The following is an 18,128-nucleotide window of genomic DNA, read 5'->3' as shown; positions in this document are numbered from 1 at the left end:
ACCTGTCGTTTGTGCACAGCCGATCGCAGTTCGCGGAGCACGGATCGATGGTTGGTAGAAGGTTGGTCGTAGTAGTAGCACCTGTGAAACCTGGGGATGAAGCCCGTTTGTGCAGGTCAGCGGCTCTGTCGGGGTGTTGGTAGTCGTGTGGAAACTTCGTCGGTGAACCACCATCGGCTGTGGACGACGATTTCGGCTCCACACCGAGTCTGCCGATTCTGTGGATAACCTGGGCCGCTTTCCACAGTTTCACGTGGTTATCCACAGGTTGGGTGTGGAACAACGCAGTTCTATCCATGCGGCTGAGTGCCGGTGGAGCGGATCCGGTTCTCCACAGGGTGTTGATGACGCGGTGAGTGGTTACTCGGATATGGCACGTCGGACGCGTCCTGTTGCCCGGCCGTTCAGTGTTCTGCGCTGCGGACGATGATCCGCACCGTTTCGGGAGTTTCGCCGCCCCGACGCGGGTGGGAACCGAGAACTTCGCGACTGGTGGCCATGGTGACCCACGGGTACCCCCACCTGGGGATAACTGTGTGCACAACTCGGGAAAGAACCCCGGCGACCGGATGCGAGCGCGGTTCGGGTGTTGCCCTGGGCTGCGGGTTCAGCGGCGTCCGAGCTCGTTCGCGGCGCGACGGATGTTGGACGTCAGCTCGGTGATCTGGTCGAACAGGTGCGGCTTGGTGCCGATCAACTGACGGATCTTCCGGTCGGCGTAGAGCACGGTGGTGTGGTCGCGTCCGCCGAAATACCGGCCGATCGCCGGCAGCGTCTCGTCGGTGAGCTCGCGACACAGGTACATCGCGATCTGGCGAGCGTTCGCGAGCGTGCGCGAGCGGGAGGAGCCGCACAGGTCGTCGATCGTGACGTCGAAGAACTCCGCGGTCTTGTCCATGATCAGCGACATCGTGATCTGACCGGCGGCGTTGCCGACCATGAGGTCCTTCAACACCTGCGAGGCGCTCTCGACCGTGACCGGCTGTTTGGAGACCGACGCGTACGCGGTCACCCGGATCAGCGCGCCCTCGAGCTCACGGATGTTGGTCGCCACCTTGTCGGCGATCAACGTCAGCACATCAGCCGGCAACTGCATCTTCTCCGCGTCGGCCTTGCGGCGCAGGATCGCGATACGGGTCTCCAGATCGGGCGGGGTGACGTCGGTGGTCAGGCCCCACTCGAAACGTGACCGCAGCCGGTCCTCCAAACCATTGAGCTTCTTGGGCGGCTGGTCGCTGGACAGCACGATCTGCTTCTGGCTGTTGTGCAACGCGTTGAAGGTGTGGAAGAACTCCTCCTGCGTGGACTCCTTGCCCTGCAGGAACTGCACGTCGTCGATCAGCAGGACGTCGACGTTGTCGCGATACCGCTTCTGGAAGGAGCGGCCCGCCTCGTCACGGATCGAGTTGATGAAGTCGTTGGTGAACTCCTCGGAGTTCACGTACAGCACCCGAAGCTGCGGGTAGTAGCTGCGGACGTAGTTGCCGATCGCGTGCAGCAGGTGCGTCTTGCCCAGACCGGAGGACCCATAGACGAACAACGGGTTGTACGACCGTGCCGGCGTTTCGGCAACCGCCTGCGCGGCGGCGCACGCGAACCGGTTGCCGTGCCCGACCACGAACGTCTCGAAGGTGTAGCGGGGGTTCAGGCGGGCGTCGTCCAACTGGTTGACGGTGACGTTCTGGCGGGGCGCGGAGGTGGAGACCTGGAGTTCGGTCTGACCGATGTGCTCGTCGTCCTGCTCCGGTTCGACCAGGCTCGGGCCGTCCGGTTCGTCCTCGGGCTCGAGGGTCGCGAGCGAGGTGTCGACGGTCACGGCAAGGCGCACCGGGTGGCCGAGTTCGGCCCCCATCGCCTCGCAGACGGGGTCGTTCAGCGTCTGTTCGACGAAGACCTTCGTGTGGTCGTACGGAACCGCCAGCAGCGCGGTCTCACCGACGATGCCGACCAGACGGGCGATGCGAAGAAAGGCGCGATCGCGAGCCGGAATTCCTGAATCTTCAAGTCCCAGCAGTGTGGCGTGCCATACGTGGGCCAGGTCGACATCAGGTTCGGTCAAGGCCGGACTCCCCTTCGATTCAGGTGTCTCGTGACGTGCCGAAACCTGGGCTTCTTCGCTGCTTGCACAGGCGGAACATCGGTGACCGGATCTCGGCCGGCAGCCATGGTACGACGATTATCCACAGAGTTATGCACAGAGTGTGAGTAAACCGTGACCTGGGCCGGAAGCGCCGACGCTAACAACTCGGACCGGCACCCTGCAACCCGTTCCGGAAGATTCGCGGGAAGTTCACGGCGTGTCGGTTTTGTCGACATGTCGCGAGGTGCTCCGATGGTTCGTTCGGCTCTGATTCCGGACCGGCGCAACTCGGTTTGACCGGCGTGCCGGGCGGGCCGTAAAGTTGTCGACTGACCTTTTGTGTCGTCCCCACATCGCAGTTTCGGCGGTGGCTGACCGCGGTCAGTGTGCGACGGAACGGCACACCACAAGCCAGTAAGACGGGCCCCGGCCCGACCCATGTGACGGAGTAATGACGTGAGCAAGCGCACCTTCCAGCCGAACACCCGCCGCCGGTCCAAGACCCACGGCTTCCGCCTGCGCATGCGCACCCGCGCCGGCCGCTCGATCCTCGCCTCGCGCCGTCGCAAGGGCCGCGAGAAGCTGTCGGCCTGAGCCACATCAGCCTCGGCTGTTCGCCGGCCCGGCTCGTATCGGCCGCCTGATCGTGCTGCCGGCCGCGCACCGGATGCGCTCCAGCGCCGACTTCGCAGCTGTCCTGCGGTCACGCACCAGCGGACGCGCCGGTAGCAAGCTGCTGGTCGTGCACCTGCGGATGCCTGAGACCTCACTCAACACCGATGTTGCCGACACGGTCCCGTGCCGTGTCGGCTTCGTCGTGTCCAAAGCGGTCGGTAACTCAGTGGTGCGGCACCGCACGCAGCGTCGGCTGCGCCATCTGATGAACGCTCGACTGGACCGGCTGCCTGCCGGGTCACTGATCGTGGTCCGTGCTCAATCGGGTGCCGCGACGGCGACGAGCGCCGAACTGGGCGCTGAACTCGACCGCCTGCTGCCGCGAGTCCTGGCCGGTGTGCGATGAACCTCAACAAGATCCTTGCCGCACCACTCATTGGGTTGGTACAGATCTACCGCAAGCTGATCTCGCCGATGCTGCCACCGACCTGCCGGTTCACCCCGTCCTGTTCGGAGTACGGCTTGGTGGCACTGCAGCGATTCGGACCGATCAAAGGCAGCTGGTTGACGATTCGCCGGCTCGGTCGTTGTAACCCGTGGAACCCCGGTGGGGTCGATCACGTGCCCGAAAAGCCCGCCAAGGGCGTACCGCATACTTCATGACATCCGCTGACTGAAGGACATCATGCTCGACACTCTGCTCTTCCCGCTCGAATGGTTCGTCGCCTTCGTCATGGTGAGCTTTCACAACCTGTTCACCGCCATCGGAATGCGGGCGGAGTCCGGCTGGACCTGGGCGCTGTCCATCGCCGGTCTCGTGGTCGTGCTGCGAATCCTGCTGATTCCGCTGTTCGTCAAGCAGATCAAGAGCTCGCGCCGGATGCAGCTGATCCAGCCCGAGCTGCAGAAGATCCAGAAGAAGTACAAGGGCAAGAAGGATCCGGAGTCCCGTCAGAAGATGACGGAAGAGACGATGGAACTCTACAAGCGCACGGGCACCAACCCGTTCAGCTCTTGTATGCCGATCCTGCTGCAGTCGCCGTTCTTCTTCGCGTTGTTCCGCGTGCTGAACAACCTGGACGAGATGGCGGCCGGTAAGCGTGAGCCGATCGGTCTGCTGACCAAGGAACTCGCCAGCCAGGCCGAGACGTCGACGTTGTTCGGCGCGTCCCTGAGCTCGACCTTCCTCGGTTCGGACCAGCTGTCGGTGAAGATCCTCACGGTCGTGATGATCATCCTGATGTCGGTGTCGGTGTTCATCACCCAGCACCAGCTGATGCGGCGCAACATGCCTGCTGCGGCCCTCGACAACCCGATGGCCAAGCAGCAGAAATACATCATGTACATCATGCCGGTGTTCTTCGCTATCACCGGTGTGAACTTCCCCATCGGTGTCCTCATCTACTGGGTGATCACCAACCTGTGGACGATGGGCCAGCAGTTCTACGTGATCCGCCGCATGCCCACCCCTGGTTCGGACGCCGAGAAGGCCCTCGAGGCGCGTCGCCGCGCCAAGGGCAAGGAGATCAAGAAGCTGTCGATCCCGGGCCTCAACTCCTCCCCGGACGACGATGACGATGCGGTGGAACCGGACGGCGAGAAGGTGTCGCTGACCAAGACCGGCGCCGGATCGTCGGCTGCGAAGAAGAGCGGCCAGCGTGTGCAGCCGGCCAGCAACAAACGTGGCAAGAACCAGAAGCGCCGAAAGCGCTGACCCGATCGACCCCCGGTGGGCGCGTCGGCGTCCGCCCTCATTCCTGATGTTGGAGCGAGTGATCAACGATGATCACCGGCAGAATGCGAGCTGACCATGAGTGACCAGAAGACCCAGACGGACAACCCCGCCGAGATCCTGGAGCGTGAGGGCGAGATCGCCGCCGACTTCCTGGAGAACCTTCTCGACATCGCCGACCTGGACGGCGACATCGACGTCGACGTCGACGGCGACCGCGCGATGGTCTCGATCGTCGACTCCGAGGAGGGACGCGTGCCGCGTCGCCTGGTCGGCAGTGACGGCAAGGTGCTCGACGCGCTGCAGGAACTGGCTCGCCTCGCGGTCCAGGCCGAGACCGGCAACCGCAGCCGGCTGATGTTGGACATCGCGGGCTACCGCGCACAGAAGCGTGAGGAACTGGTCTCACTCGCCAAGGATGCGGTGGCGAAGGCGAAGGACTCCGGAGAGAAGCAGTCACTCGATCCGATGAGCGCCTTCGAGCGCAAGGTGGTGCACGATGCCGTGCTGGCCGAGGGCCTGTCCTCGGAGTCCGAGGGTGCCGAGCCGCGTCGCTACGTCGTGGTGCTCCCCGCCTGATTCACGTGAAACCCGATCGCGAGGTTGAACCCCTCCCCGAGGCGCCGGCCACTGCGGCTGCGTACCTCGGCGATCGTTTCGCGCTCATGCAACGGTTCGCCGAGCATCTGGCTGACACCGGCGTATCGCACGGATTGATCGGTCCACGCGAGGTACCGCGTCTGTGGGAGCGGCACGTACTCAATTGTGTGGGCGTGCAGGAACTCATCGAGCCCGACGCCCACGTGGCCGACGTCGGCTCGGGTGCCGGGTTGCCGGGGTTGGTCATCGCGATCGCGCGACCGGATCTGCAGGTGACGCTCGTCGAACCGATGCTGCGCCGCGTGAACTGGCTGGACGCTGTGCGCTCTGATCTGCGCCTGGACAATGTCACCATCGTCCGGTCGCGAGCCGAGCAGTGCACCGACCTGGAAGTCGACGTCGTGACCTCCCGTGCTGTCGCCCGACTGGAGACCTTGTCCCAGTGGTCCCTACCGCTGCTGCGCTCAGGTGGTCGGATGCTCGCACTCAAAGGCAGCTCAGCCCAGGAGGAGGTCGACGAGGCACGCTCGCAGATCGAGTCCATGGGAGGCTCGGATGTCGAGGTGCTGACCTGCGGAGCTGCGGTGGTCGACCCACCGACCTCGATCGTCAGTGTTCGAGTACTCCACCGCCTGGAGCGACGGCCGGCCCCATCCAGGAAGTCCCGGGCGGGCAAGCAGTCGGCCAAGCGAGGTCCCGACCGACAGAACAGGCGGAAGTGAGATGACGGTGCAGAGGCAGACCCCGACCGGATGGCAGGGATCGACTGCTCCCGCTTCACCGACACCGACCGGGTGGCAGGCGCCCGTCGTCACCGACGACGTCCACCACGTTCCTTCCGCTGCGCCGACGCACGACGTTCCACGTGAAACGCCGTTGGCGGACGAGCAGGCCTCCGAGGATCCGTCCGAATCGGTCGAGCCGACCCGCGCGGCCCTCTCATCGGACGACTCCACGTCCGTCCCCGAGGTGCCTGAGACTCCGGTGACGGACGAGGCCGCCGACTCCCCCATCCTCGCCGCGATGGCCGACCAGTCGGTCAGGCGGCAGAAGGTCCTGGCAACAGACGTCCCCCGTCCCGCATCGACCCGGATCATGACGGTGGCGAACCAGAAGGGTGGCGTCGGCAAGACAACGACCACGGTCAACATCGCCGCCGGCCTCGCGCAGAAGGGTCTGCAGGTACTGGTCATCGACATCGACCCGCAGGGCAATGCCTCCACCGCGCTCGGTATCGATCACCACGCTGAAGTGCCGAGCATCTACGACGTGGTCGTGGAGGGCGAAGAATTGGCCTCCGTGATCCAGCCGTGCCCCGATGTCACGAACCTGTGGTGTGCACCGGCGACGATCGATCTCGCCGGCGCGGAGATCGAACTCGTCTCCTTGGTCGCACGGGAGAGCAGACTGAAGACTGCCATTGCTCGTCACTTGGAGTCGATGTCCGACGAGCAGCGATTCGACTACGTGCTCATCGACTGTCCTCCCAGTTTGGGTCTGCTGACGGTGAACGCGTTCGTGGCGGCGACCGAGGTGTTCATTCCGATTCAGTGCGAGTACTACGCGCTGGAGGGTCTGTCACAGCTGCTCAACAACATCGAGCTGATTCGTAAACACCTCAATCCGGCGCTGACGGTCAGCACGATCCTGATGACGATGTACGACGCACGGACCCGACTGTCCGCCCAGGTGGCGGCCGAGGTGCGCGAGCACTTCCCGGAGCAGGTGCTCAAGACGCGCATCCCCCGCTCGGTCCGTATCTCCGAGGCCCCCAGCTTCGGACAGACGGTCATCACCTACGACCCCGCTTCGACCGGCGCCCTGTCCTACCTCGAGGCTGCCACCGAACTCGCTCAGGCCGGAGTCGCACCCGCCTGACCAACCGCTGCTTGTTCTTACGTGAAACAGGACAGTTCTGTAGCGCCGACAACTGAGAATCTGACACCCAGCTGATCCCTCCGACAGACATCGCAAGGGTTCGCACAGATAGCGTGTACGCAGCGAGGACGCGCCGGTGTCCGGCGGAATCGTGCGGCGAAAGTGCTGCGTTCCTGTCGCGGCGCCCTTGCTCGTGGTCCGGTTTCACGTGGAACGGGCCGGAGGAGCGCCGTCGACGACGCCGCGTAAACTTGCTCCTCATGAGTGACAAGCGGCAGCGCGGACTAGGTCGAGGGCTCGGAGCCCTCATCCCCACCAGCGACGGAAGTCCGGCGCCGGCTCGGCCGAGTGACGTGTTCTACGGCTCTGGTTTCACGGGAAACCATGCGTCGAACCACTCGTCCGAAGAAAGAACCGCCGAGAGACCGGCTCCTGAAGAACGATCGGACGGCCTCCAGCAGGTGCCCGGCGCCAGTTTTGCCGAGGTACCCGTCGCGGCGGTTCGTCCCAACCCGCGCCAGCCGCGTGAGGTGTTCGACGAGGACGACCTGGCCGAACTGACCCACAGCATCCGTGAGATCGGTGTGCTCCAGCCGATCGTGGTGCGTCCGCTCGCCGAACCCGAGGGTTCGATCACCCATGAACTGATCATGGGTGAGCGCCGACTGCGTGCTTCGAAGGCAGCCGGTAAGGAGACGGTGCCGGCGATCATCCGCAGCACCGGCGACGACGATCTGCTGCGTGACGCGCTGTTGGAGAACTTGCACCGCAGCCAACTCAATCCGTTGGAAGAGGCGGCCGCGTACCAGCAGCTGTTGGACGACTTCTCCTGCACCCACGACGAGCTCGCCAGTCGAATCGGCCGTTCCCGTCCGCAGATCTCGAACACCATCCGGTTGTTGAAGCTGCCCCCGCTCGTCGCCCGAAGGGTGGCGGCCGGTGTGCTCTCCGCCGGGCACGCCCGGGCACTGCTCGCGCTGCCGGATGCTGCGGCCATGGAGCGTCTGGCCCAGCGCATCGTCGCCGAAGGCCTGTCTGTGCGTAGCACCGAGGAGATCGTGTCGCTCGGTGGTCAGCAGGAGAAGGCCAAGCGTGCATCGTCGACGCGTAAGGATGTGCCGGAGTATGACGACATCGCTTCGGGACTTGCGGACAAGCTGGACACGCGGGTGACCATCACTTCGGGCCGCTCCCGGGGCAAGCTCACCGTCGAGTTCGCCGGAGCGGACGACCTGCACCGCATCCTGGACGCACTGGGCGTCAAGACCGACTGAGCGTCCGACCAGTTCGTCCCGAGAAACACCGAAGGCCGCTGTCCCCCAGTGGGATTCAGCGGCCTTCAGTGTTCGGTTGGTCGAGTTCAGCCGAGGTAGTCGCCGAGTTCCTTGACGAGCTTAGGTTTCGGCAGCGCGCCGACGAGGGTCTTCACGACCTCACCGTTGACGTACACATTCATCGTCGGGATGCCGGTGATGCCGTACTTCGCCGACACCTTCGGGTTCTCGTCGGTGTTCAGCTTCACGATCTGGATACCGTCGTGGTCCTTGGCGATCTCCTCCAGAATCGGGGCAACCTGGCGGCACGGGCCGCACCACGGCGCCCAGAAGTCGACGAGAACCGGCTTGTCGTTCTTCAGCACGTCCGCGTCGAAGGTCGCGTCCGAGGTCTGCTTGATAGCACCCATGGGTGAATCTCCAATCAGTTGGTCAGTGAAAACAGTTGTGGATGAATGGAATTGGGAAGATCAGTGGCCGACTGTGTCGGCGAGGTAACGCTCTGCGTCCAGCGAGGCGGCGCAACCGGAACCGGCGGCGGTGATCGCCTGACGATAGGTGTGGTCGACCAGGTCGCCGCACGCGAAAACGCCGGGGATGTTCGTATGGGTGGAACGGCCCTGCACCAACACGTAGCCCTCGCCGTCGGTTTCGACCTGTCCGACGACCAACTCGCTGCGCGGGATGTGCCCGATGGCGACGAACAGGCCGCTCACCTCGAGTTCACTGGTGTCGCCGGTGACGGTGTCGCGCAGGGCGAGCTTCTCGACCTTGGAGTCGCCGGTGATGCCAACGACCTCGCTGTTCCACGCGAACCGGATATTGTCGTTGGACAGGGCTCGCTCGGCCATGATCTTGGACGCGCGCAGTTCGTCGCGACGGTGGATCATCGTCACCGACTTGCCGAAGCGGGTCAGGAAGGTCGCTTCCTCGACTGCGGAGTCACCGCCGCCGACCACTGCGATGTCCTTGTCACGGAAGAACGCACCGTCGCAGGTGGCGCACCAGGAGACGCCGTGGCCGGACAGGCGCTTCTCGTCCTCGAGCCCGAGCTCTCGGTAGGCCGACCCCATTGCGAGGATCACCGCGTGTGCCTTGTGGACGTTGCCCTCACCGTCGGTGACGGTCTTGATGTCACCGGTGAGTTCCATGGCGGTGACGTCGTCACGCACGAGTTCGGCGCCGAAGCGCTCGGCCTGCGCACGCATCTGTTCCATCAGGTCGGGGCCCATGATCCCGTCGCGGAATCCCGGGAAGTTCTCGACCTCTGTGGTGTTCATCAGCGCGCCGCCGGCAGTCACCGAACCCTCGAAGACGAGGGGTTCGAGGTTGGCGCGGGCGGCGTAGACCGCGGCGGTGTAACCGGCCGGCCCTGATCCGACGATGATGAGGTTGCGCACCAGGTCGTTGCTCACGGAAGAAATGCCCCTGTCGGATCGGCTGAAGACGGCGATGTGCTCAACCGATGGTAGGCGCGAATCATTCCCCCACCGATCACCGGGTGAGCACCCGCGAGCAGGTCAGACCTGGGTGGGACCGGCGACCGGCGCCTGGTTGGAATCGCAGTTGCGGTTGAGCACCCAACCGGTCGACTTTCCGTCCTTGGTGACGACGACGACCAGGGCCGGCTTGCTCTCGTACCGGGCGATGTCGACGGTGATGCGAGAGGACTCGTCCAGCACTCCCTTGCCGATGGCGGACGCGCAGCTGAGCGCGCCGTCCTTGGTTGCCACCGACCCCAGCTTGTTCGCGTCCGCGGGCGCCAGGCCGGGCCCGACGTCCGCCTCGGCGAGCGCGGCCGCGTCGGTCCGGAACGACGCCGCGGTGTAGTTCTTCTCCGAACTGGTGACGTGCACCTTGTCGGCGACGTTGGTGCCGTCGACCGACTTGGTGGGCACAGCCTGGGTGGGCGGAGCGTCGTTGTCCATCGACTGGAAGGCACCGAAGGCGATCACACCCGCGACAGCGGCCGCAGCCGCGCCACCGACCAGCCGCAGCATGCCGGTGCGTCGAGTCGCCGGCGGTGTGGACGCCGCCCGGGAACCACCGGTACGGCTGCGCAGCGGGGTCACGTTGTCCGGGCGCTCGTCGCGTCGGCCGGCTTCATGGGCCAGCGCAGCCTCGACGCGGTCGGCGACCGAACTCGGCATGGGCCCGGGGTCGGGCAACTCGCGCAGCAGATCGCGCATTCCGGTCGGGTCGGCGTCGTGCGCAGTCGCGCGCTCGTCGGCCAGTGCGAACTCGATGCGCTTGGACACCGCAGTCGGCATCGGACCCGGGTCGGGCAGTTCACGCAGCAGGTCGCGGATTCCACTGGGATCGGCGTTCTCGTCCGTGCTGTCGTCGGTCGACCGGTGGCCCGATCGCTGCGCGGCGAACGCGGCGAGGATGCTGTTGGTGACGCCTGCGGGCATGGGGCCGGGGTCGGGCAACTCGCGCAGCAGTTCACGGACGCGCTCGTCATCGGACGGTGCGCCGTAGTGGTCGATGTCGACGCCATGCAACTCGCCATCGGCAGGAGTGCGCTCCTGGGCGAGCGCGTCACGAATACGGTCGGACACGTCGGCGGGCATCGGGCCGGGAGCAGGCAGGCCGCGCAGCAGTTCGCGGACGCCGTGCGGGTCGTCCTCGAACGCAGCGTCAAGCCCCTGAGGTGGCTTCATGCTCACGTCGTTCCTTCCGTGATGTCCGTCGTCCCGGCGCGTTCACCGGTCCGAGTGACTGCAGCACAAGGGTGTGCTCCAGGCCTGTCAGGTGGTCCGACGTTCCCAGGTTCCGGTTCGGTTCCGTGCGGGTTCAACTTTTTTGTCGTCCGATGTCATCGGCCCGCCCGCGACGATCCGCCCGGGGCCGTCAACTCCGATGCGTCAAGCCGGCAATGGTTCCCGTAACGCCGATCACCAAGTCTTCACGATCGCCTTCTTCGACGTTTCCTACCTGCCCGAGGTGCGCGATGTGACGGTCGGGGCAATGCCGGACCTGGTCACCTTCACCCGTCCGGCGACCGCGTGCTGGTGGCCCACGAAGGCGAGCCGTAGGGCTACTGCGCAGGTCAGACCGGTCAGCGGACGTAACCCTCGCCGTGCTTGTCGACCAGCAGTTCGGCCAGTGCGGCACGTCCGCGCGCACAGCGTGACTTGATCGTGCCCTCGGCGACCTCGAGCACCTCGGCCGCCTCGGCGACCGACATGCCCTGCATGTCGACGAGCGTGAGCGCCAGCCGTTGCGCCTCCGGGATCTTGCCCAGAGCTTCCTGGACGTCCAGTCGGACGACCGTGCTGGAGTGCTCGTCGCGGCGGTCGGCGAGCTCGTACTCCGGCAGTTCGGAGGTCGGCTTCACCCGGCGCAACCGGTCGAGGCAGGCGTTGACGATGATCCGGTGCAGCCAGGTGGTCACCTGCGCGTCGCCACGGAAGGAGTCGGCCCGCCGGAAGGCGGAGATGAAGCCGTCCTGGACGGCGTCCGCCGCCAGTTCCGGGTCGCGGCAGGTGCGTACGGCGACAGCCCACATGCGGTCCTTGTGCCGCTTGAACAGCTCGCCGAAGGCGTCTGCGTCACCGGCACAGTGAGCCGCGAGCAGGTCACGGTCCGTCCGCTGCGCCAGATCCTCCAGGTGCGTCACGAAAGAACCTCCACCTCTGCGATGCGCTCCCGGAAACCACCAAGGTTGCCGGCGGCCAGTTTGGTCACCCAAAGGATGACGTACCGGCCGGTCACCGGGGTCTTTCCCGTGACCGTGTATTCGCCGACCTTGTCCGTCATCTCACCGAACGGCTGCAGCCCTTCGACGGAATCCTTCCGGTCGGTCACGAAGACCTGGATGGTCGACGGGTTGTTGACGGTGTGGATCTTCACCGATCCGACCTGTGTCGGCTTGCCCAGGTCGAGCAGCAGTCCGGCGCCCTTCTTGCGCCCGCCCTGGTAGTCGGCGCGGCCGTAGACCTGGGACATCCACACCGTGTCGACGTTGCCGTCGAGGACGTTCCTTGCCAGTTCGTTGCGCTCGTCACCATCGCCCTGCGGGTCGAAGCTGGTGACCGACTGAACGGGAAGCTTCTGACCACGGGGAGTCGACGGAGTCGAGGGTGACCCAGCGCCGGACGTGCCGGATCCGGACGGCGCGGACGTGGTGACGCCGGGACGCTGTGAGGCACTGTCGGCGTCGTCCCCACCACCGGTGAACAGGCCTCTGATACCGATGATGCCGAGCACCAGCGCAGCCACCAGGAATGCCGCGACGATCGCCAGAGCCAGCTTGCTGGTGTCGTGGTCGGGGTCGTCGTGGCCGGTGTTGAGCATCGGCAGCGGCGGGTCGAGTTCACTGAACGACGGGTCGTAGTCGTCGTCCTCACGGCGCCGGTCGGCCATCGCCGTCGCGTCGAACGTGTGGGTCGCGTCCGGGTCGGTCGGCGCGGGGGTGAAGTGCGCGGTGTCGTCGCTGCTGTCGTCGCTGCTGTCGTCGTCGCTGCCGTCGCGGTCGGAGCCACCTGCCACCGAGGACGGGCGACCCGTGGCGGCGCTCGCACCCAGCGCAACCGCACCGGCCGCACCGGCGGCGCCCGTCTTGCCGGCGCCGGTCTTGCCGGCACCAGCCTTGGACAGTTCGTCGGTGTTGTCGGGTTTTGCCGCGACGCTTTTTTCCTGGGGTTCGTCGCGCACGATCTCCGACGACCACGGCGCCAGTTGTGCGGCGAGTTCGCCCGGCGTCCGCGGACCCGCGTCGTCGCCGAGCACCGCGAGGCACAGGGAATTCATGTCCTTGGGGACGTTGCGGCGTAGCGAGGTCGCCGGCGCGACGTCGCCGTCGGAGTTTCGGGCCGCGGACGGCACTCCGCGAACCTCGTCCTCGCCCGGCCACTTACCCGTCAGGGCCGCGTACAACACCTGGACGAGCCCGACGGTGTCCTGGCGGGACGCGTCGGCCGACGGCACGTCATCCGCACCGGCGAGCGCGGACTCGGTGGCGGTACCGAGCACGTAGACCGAACCGTCGCGTCCGCGGACGATCTCGTGCGGTGTGAGTGCGAGGTGGTGCAGACCGCGACCGGCGGCAACGTGCAGACCGGTCGCTGCCTCGCCGACCATGCGGCGTGCCTCCTCCGCCGGCAGCGGCTCGAACTGGAGCATCGACGCGATCGATTCCGAACCACCGAGCGCTTCGGACACGACGTAGGAGATGTCGTCCTGGGTGCCGACGTCGAGAACTCGCGGCAGGTGGCGGTCCTCCACGGCGGCTGCGCGGCGCGCGGAGTCGAGTGCTGCGGCAGCGTGTTCGCCGTTCGCGTCGAACACAGTGACCGTGACGTCGCGGCTCAGCGTCTGGTCCGTCGCGGTCCAGACCTGCTTCAGATCGGTGGACGCGAAGACCTGACGCACGAGGTAGCGGCCGGCCAGTTCCTGGCCGGACTCGATGCCCTGCACGTGTTCTCCCTCATTCGTGGACCGGTTGGTCGCAGCCGTCTCGTGAGCACCTGTCGGCGTCTCCCCTGCCGCAGCCTGGCCCATCCTAAGGTTCGTCGGCGCGTCCGCCGCGGACCGTGGGTTCTCCGGAGAGCCGTTCCGGGTGTGGCTCGGAGTGTGATCGTCGGAGTTCGGCCGGTCGACGCGGGCAGTCACCCGCGGCAACGGCATCCGCAGGTCGAGCGGACGGGCCGAACCCGAGTAGTCCTGGCCGCCCACGGGGACGGTCTGCGTGGAGTCGGCGTCGGGGGCGAAGTAGCGCCGTTCCGGTGGAATGGCCGCCGCAGCGACCGTTTCACCGGTCGCAGCCTCGTCCAGCATCTGTTCTGTCTGTTCGTTCTGCTCGGGCGTACCGGACTGCGGTTCGGCCGGTGTGGCGGCGGGTGTGGAGGCGGGTCGTGCGCGGCCGGGGATTCGGGACAGCACCGGGTCGAGCAGCTGGTTGATCTCGCTCACCCCGAACCGGCGGCCGAGGGTCATGTAGACCAGCAGGAACAGCCCGCCGCCTACCAGGACGGTGACCATGTTGCCGGTGCGTCCGTCGCCCAGCACCGACTCGATACCGAAACGGGCGATCGCGGCCACCAACGCCGCCACGATCGCGGCGACCGTCAGACGCAGGTAGGTGCGTACGGCCCCGGTGATCGGGATGTGTCCGATGCGGCGCTGCAGCAGGAACCAGCCCATCACCGCCTGCACCAGGTAGCTGACCGATTGCGCGAACGCGACGCCCGGGCCCATCCAGGCGTTCGGCAGCAGGAGCGCGAACATGGTCAGCACCACGGCCACCGCGGTGCAGCCGAGCTGCATCCAGAACGGCGTCTTCGCGTCCTCGTAGGCGTAGAACACGCGCTGCACCAGCACGCACACGGTGAACGGCACCAGACCCAGCATCATCGCGATGGTCATGGTGCCGATCGCGCCGCCGTCGACCGGACCCCAGACAGCCTCGGTGAGCGGACGCACCAACACCAGCGAGCCGACGGTGACCGCGATGCTGGCCAGCGACGACAGTCGCAGCCCGGTGTCGAGGTCGTCCTTGACCGCCGTCGTGCGTCCTTCGGCGGCCGCGTGGGACAACCGCGTGTACAGCGCGGTGACCAGGCTGATCGTCACGATCGAGTGCGGCAGCATGAACAGCAGGAAGGCCGTCTGCTGGGCCAGGGTTCCGCCGAACCCCTCCGGCACGGCGTTGAGCACGTTCGTGCTGACGATCAGACCGAACTGTTGGACGATGACCGCGGCGAACGCCCAGATCGCGATGGTCGAGGCCGTGCGCAGCCCGACACCGCGGAAGTGGAAGTTGGGTCGGAAGGTGTACCCGGCACGGCGCAGCGGGATGATCAGCACGAGCGCCTGGGCCACGATGCCGAGCGTGGCGCTACCCGCCAGGACCGCGATCATCTTCCAGGTCCACCGCTCGGGGTCGGCGACCTCGTCCGGGTGCGTGCCCAACCAGAACCAGACCAGGCCCGCGATCGCGACGACGTTCGCCAGCACCGGCGACCACATGAACGCACCGAACCGGCCGCGCGCGTTGAGGTTCTCGCCCAGCAGCGTGTAGATCCCGTAGAACATGATCTGCGGAATGCAGATGTAGGCGAACGCGATACCGAGCGTCGTCGGTGTGGCGCCCGAGAAGTCCATGACGAAGTACGCCAGCGGGGCTGAGACCGTGAAGACGATCGTCACCACGAGCAGGATCGACATCGCCAACGTGAGCAGCTTGTCGGTGTAACCCTGGCCGCCGTCGTCGTGCTTGAGCGCCCGCGCCATCTGCGGCACGAGCACGGCGTTGAGCACCCCGCCCGCGAGCAGGATGTAGATCATGTTCGGCAGCGTGTTCGCGGTCGCGAAGGCGTTACCGACCGGCGTGGTCGCGCCGAGGACGCCGGCCAGGAGGATCGTGCGGACCAGACCCAGAACTCTGGAGACCATCGTCCCCGCGGCCATCACCGCGCTCGAACGCAGAACGGACGGTCTGGATGCCTCAGCGCTCATCGGGTGGTGATGCCTTCGTGGTCGGGGACTCGTCGTCGGGGTCCAGCTGCCCGATGCGACTCGGCGCGGTCGCGACGATCGCGTCCGGCGGGGTCGCCTTGGTGCTGGTCGGATCGAGCGTGGTGCGTCGCGGGCCCTGGCGCAGGCTGCGCCACAGTCCGAAGATCAGCACCAGCCCGCCCACGATACCCAGCACCCAGTAGATCCAGGTGGACGTCGGGCGCACGTTGATCTCGAGTTGGGTCACCTCGTTCGCGTTGCCTATCGGTGCACCGTCGGCGTTCGTCAATTGGGCGTCGACCTGGACGCGTCCGGGCGAGATCGCCTCTACCTCGCTGCGGACGGCGATCCGGGAGTTTGCCGGCAGGTCCAGCGGCGCGGGCTGACTGCCGATGCGCAGCAGGTACTTGCGGGGTTGGAGTCGTAGGACGACGTCGTGCACGTCGCGATTGAGATCGTTCACGATCGTGATCGCCAGGCGTCCTGAATCGGCGAAGAAGTTCACCGTCGAGGGGTTGACGCTGACCTTGCCCGAGATCGCTCGCAGCGAATCGGACTGGGTGCGGCTGACGATCTGCAGGGCGCCCGGGTGGCCGCGCCACCGTGTCGAGCCGATGACATCGAGGGCACGGTGACGGGCGTCGACCACATCACCGGAGTCGACCAGGATGGTGCCGAGGGTGTTGACTCGCCGGCGCTGACGCCCCAGGCGGTCGATCAACTCCGGGCTGAGGGCACTCGCAGCCACGGGTGGGTAAGCGGGCCCTCTAGCCGGTGCAGGAAGCAGTGCGGTCGGGCGGGCCTTGGGATCCGTGCCGTTCATGGCACCACCGGCCAGGTCGAAGATCCATGCCGAACTGCGGATCGCCCCGATCGTCGCCTTGATCGCCGCCGGGGACGTCGTGCCCTGCCTCGGGACGGCGACGGTAAGGCTCCGGTCGCTGCCGGGCGCCTGCTGGTAGATCGCGATCGACGACGCAAGGAACTTCGCCGCCCGCAGTCCGGGGTCGCCGCCGGCCGAGCTCACGGTGGCGCTGAGGTCCTCGTGGTACAGCACGACGCCTCCGGTTCCCGCCACCTTCCGGACGCTGCCCGTGACCGGTGCGCTCGGGTCCGCCGCGGCCCGACGCGGCAGCACCACGATCGGGGTCGCCTGTCCGGCCGACGTCCATGCGCCGGCGATCCGGCGCACGTCGCCGGCGCCGACCTCACCCTGGGGCCACACAGCGCGCTGCGTGCTCAGTGCCCGCAGGGCGGGGGGCAGCGGACGACGCAGATCCCGTTGCAGCAAAGCGGGATCGCGCTGGAGCAAGGTCAGCACGTCCGGGTCGTCGTAGCCGCTCCACCAGATCGTCTGGTCCGACGGCAGGCCACGCAGCTTGGTCAGCAGCTCGGCGGTGAGGGTCTCGACGGTGTTGGACGGGATGGGGTCCGCCGGCGGCGGGTCGGTCGGGTCCGAGGTCGGTGTGGACTCGCTCGGATCCGGTTCGCCGCTCGACGCCGTCGCAGAGGCACTCGTGGACGGGCTCGGGTCCGCCGACGCAGCGGGCGACGAGGTGGGCGACGAGGTGGCGGACGGTGTGGTCGACGAGCCGGCGGACGGCGTACTGGAAGCAGTGGCGGAGGGCGTGGGGGATGCGTCATCACGCCGGGCCTGGTCGGATCCCACCGAGGTGTCGGTGGACGTGGCCGGGTCGTCGATGGTGCCGGCCGGGACGTTGTCGTCGGCTGCGGCCGGTGGGTCGAGCAGGATCGGGTCGATGAGCCAGGTGACCGGTTGGTCGGCCAGCCCGGTGATCAGCTGATCGATCCTGGAGCCCGGCCCGATCGCGCGGGCCCAGGCCTGGTCACGATCCGGTCCGCTCGGGCCGAACAGCGCGGGATCGGCGGGCAGGGTCAGCGGGATCACCCAGCCGATGTTCAGCGGAGAATCGACTGCGCCGCGCTGCATCTGCAGGGTGGTGCGGGTGAAGGAACGGGTGGACGCGGAGGTGACCGTGCGGCCCTCGGTCAGCCGTAGGGTCATCGGCAGTGCTGCCAACTGGTACTTCCACGGGATGCGTGCCGCCGCAATCTTCACCCGGAACTGACGGACGGCGCCCGGTGCGATCGCGCCCACCGACACGCTGGCCACCGTCTCGGGTTTTGCCTGGGAGCGTCCGGCCTCCCATGTCGAGACGGCCCCTGGTGTGTCGAGCAGAGCTCCGGACAGAGCCACGTGCACAGTGCCGTCGTCGATCGCGGTGTCGGAGTCGTTGCTGATCGACCCGACGACGTCGACACCGTCGTCCCCGGTGACGATCGGCACGGCGGTCGGATCGAGTCCGATGCGGATGTCGGTCTGGGCCGCCGCCGTCGCAGGTTTCGTGGCCGCGAGCGTCGGCGGGACGGACAGCGCGCCGAGCACCACAAGACACATGACGAGCAGGGACAACGTCCGTGCCCGTCGCGGGAACGAGGAGGGGTGCACGGTCTCCGCTCGCGGGTC

General features: G+C 66.7%; 15 protein-coding genes. 8 read left to right on the top strand and 7 right to left on the bottom strand.

Annotated elements, in window-relative coordinates; genetic code table 11:
• Positions 1-607: 607 nt before the first annotated feature.
• Positions 608-2,059: a chromosomal replication initiator protein DnaA gene (gene dnaA / locus MF407_RS14515; RefSeq protein WP_211345112.1), complete on the bottom strand. Its 1,452-nt coding sequence runs from the start codon at positions 2,057-2,059 to the stop codon at positions 608-610.
• A gap of 477 nt (positions 2,060-2,536) precedes the next feature.
• Here dnaA and rpmH point away from each other — a divergent pair, with 477 nt between their 5' ends.
• From rpmH to MF407_RS14475, 8 genes are all read left to right on the top strand, one after another.
• Positions 2,537-2,674 carry a 50S ribosomal protein L34 gene (gene rpmH / locus MF407_RS14510; protein WP_129626369.1) on the top strand — a complete coding sequence of 46 codons (138 nt, stop codon included), beginning with the start codon at positions 2,537-2,539 and terminating at the stop codon, positions 2,672-2,674.
• Between the two features lie 52 nt (positions 2,675-2,726).
• Positions 2,727-3,101, top strand: coding sequence for a ribonuclease P protein component (gene rnpA / locus MF407_RS14505; RefSeq protein ID WP_239702724.1), 375 nt, complete (start codon positions 2,727-2,729; stop codon positions 3,099-3,101).
• Complete coding sequence (gene yidD, locus MF407_RS14500) at positions 3,098-3,358, top strand: membrane protein insertion efficiency factor YidD (protein ID WP_239702723.1); 261 nt, start codon at positions 3,098-3,100, stop codon at positions 3,356-3,358. Before rnpA ends, yidD begins: the two co-directional genes overlap by 4 nt.
• Positions 3,359-3,380: 22 nt before the next feature.
• A complete protein-coding gene (gene yidC, locus MF407_RS14495) occupies positions 3,381-4,409 on the top strand; it encodes a membrane protein insertase YidC (RefSeq protein ID WP_239702722.1) in 1,029 nt (342 codons plus the stop codon).
• Between the two features lie 96 nt (positions 4,410-4,505).
• Complete coding sequence (locus MF407_RS14490; protein ID WP_129626361.1) at positions 4,506-5,006, top strand: R3H domain-containing nucleic acid-binding protein; 501 nt, start codon at positions 4,506-4,508, stop codon at positions 5,004-5,006.
• Positions 5,007-5,011: 5 nt separating this feature from the next.
• Positions 5,012-5,749 carry a 16S rRNA (guanine(527)-N(7))-methyltransferase RsmG gene (gene rsmG, locus MF407_RS14485; RefSeq protein ID WP_239702721.1) on the top strand — a complete coding sequence of 246 codons (738 nt, stop codon included), beginning with the start codon at positions 5,012-5,014 and terminating at the stop codon, positions 5,747-5,749.
• A gap of 1 nt (position 5,750) precedes the next feature.
• Positions 5,751-6,905 (top strand): ParA family protein, encoded by a 1,155-nt coding sequence (locus tag MF407_RS14480; RefSeq protein ID WP_275578276.1) that lies wholly within the window; start codon positions 5,751-5,753, stop codon positions 6,903-6,905.
• Between the two features lie 260 nt (positions 6,906-7,165).
• Positions 7,166-8,179 (top strand): ParB/RepB/Spo0J family partition protein, encoded by a 1,014-nt coding sequence (locus tag MF407_RS14475; RefSeq protein ID WP_129626357.1) that lies wholly within the window; start codon positions 7,166-7,168, stop codon positions 8,177-8,179.
• 86 nt (positions 8,180-8,265) lie between these two features.
• On the opposite strand, the gene trxA is transcribed toward MF407_RS14475, so the two are convergent.
• From trxA to MF407_RS14445, 6 genes are all read right to left on the bottom strand, one after another.
• A complete protein-coding gene (gene trxA / locus MF407_RS14470) occupies positions 8,266-8,589 on the bottom strand; it encodes a thioredoxin (protein WP_129626355.1) in 324 nt (107 codons plus the stop codon).
• Between the two features lie 60 nt (positions 8,590-8,649).
• Complete coding sequence (gene trxB / locus MF407_RS14465) at positions 8,650-9,594, bottom strand: thioredoxin-disulfide reductase (protein WP_239702720.1); 945 nt, start codon at positions 9,592-9,594, stop codon at positions 8,650-8,652.
• Positions 9,595-9,699: 105 nt separating this feature from the next.
• Positions 9,700-10,842, bottom strand: coding sequence for a hypothetical protein (locus tag MF407_RS14460; RefSeq protein WP_239702719.1), 1,143 nt, complete (start codon positions 10,840-10,842; stop codon positions 9,700-9,702).
• Positions 10,843-11,240: 398 nt separating this feature from the next.
• A complete protein-coding gene (gene sigM, locus MF407_RS14455; RefSeq protein WP_239702923.1) occupies positions 11,241-11,792 on the bottom strand; it encodes an RNA polymerase sigma factor SigM in 552 nt (183 codons plus the stop codon).
• Between the two features lie 5 nt (positions 11,793-11,797).
• On the bottom strand, positions 11,798-15,640 hold the full coding sequence (gene murJ, locus MF407_RS14450) for a murein biosynthesis integral membrane protein MurJ (protein ID WP_239702718.1): 3,843 nt from the start codon (positions 15,638-15,640) through the stop codon (positions 11,798-11,800).
• On the bottom strand, positions 15,630-18,074 hold the full coding sequence (locus tag MF407_RS14445) for a DUF6049 family protein (protein WP_239702717.1): 2,445 nt from the start codon (positions 18,072-18,074) through the stop codon (positions 15,630-15,632). Before MF407_RS14445 ends, murJ begins: the two co-directional genes overlap by 11 nt.
• Positions 18,075-18,128: the final 54 nt, after the last annotated feature.

Source organism: Yimella sp. NH-Cas1 (genome assembly GCF_022359705.1).
Lineage (GTDB): Bacteria > Actinomycetota > Actinomycetes > Actinomycetales > Dermatophilaceae > Yimella > Yimella lutea.
This window is presented reverse-complemented; position numbering and strand designations above follow the sequence as displayed.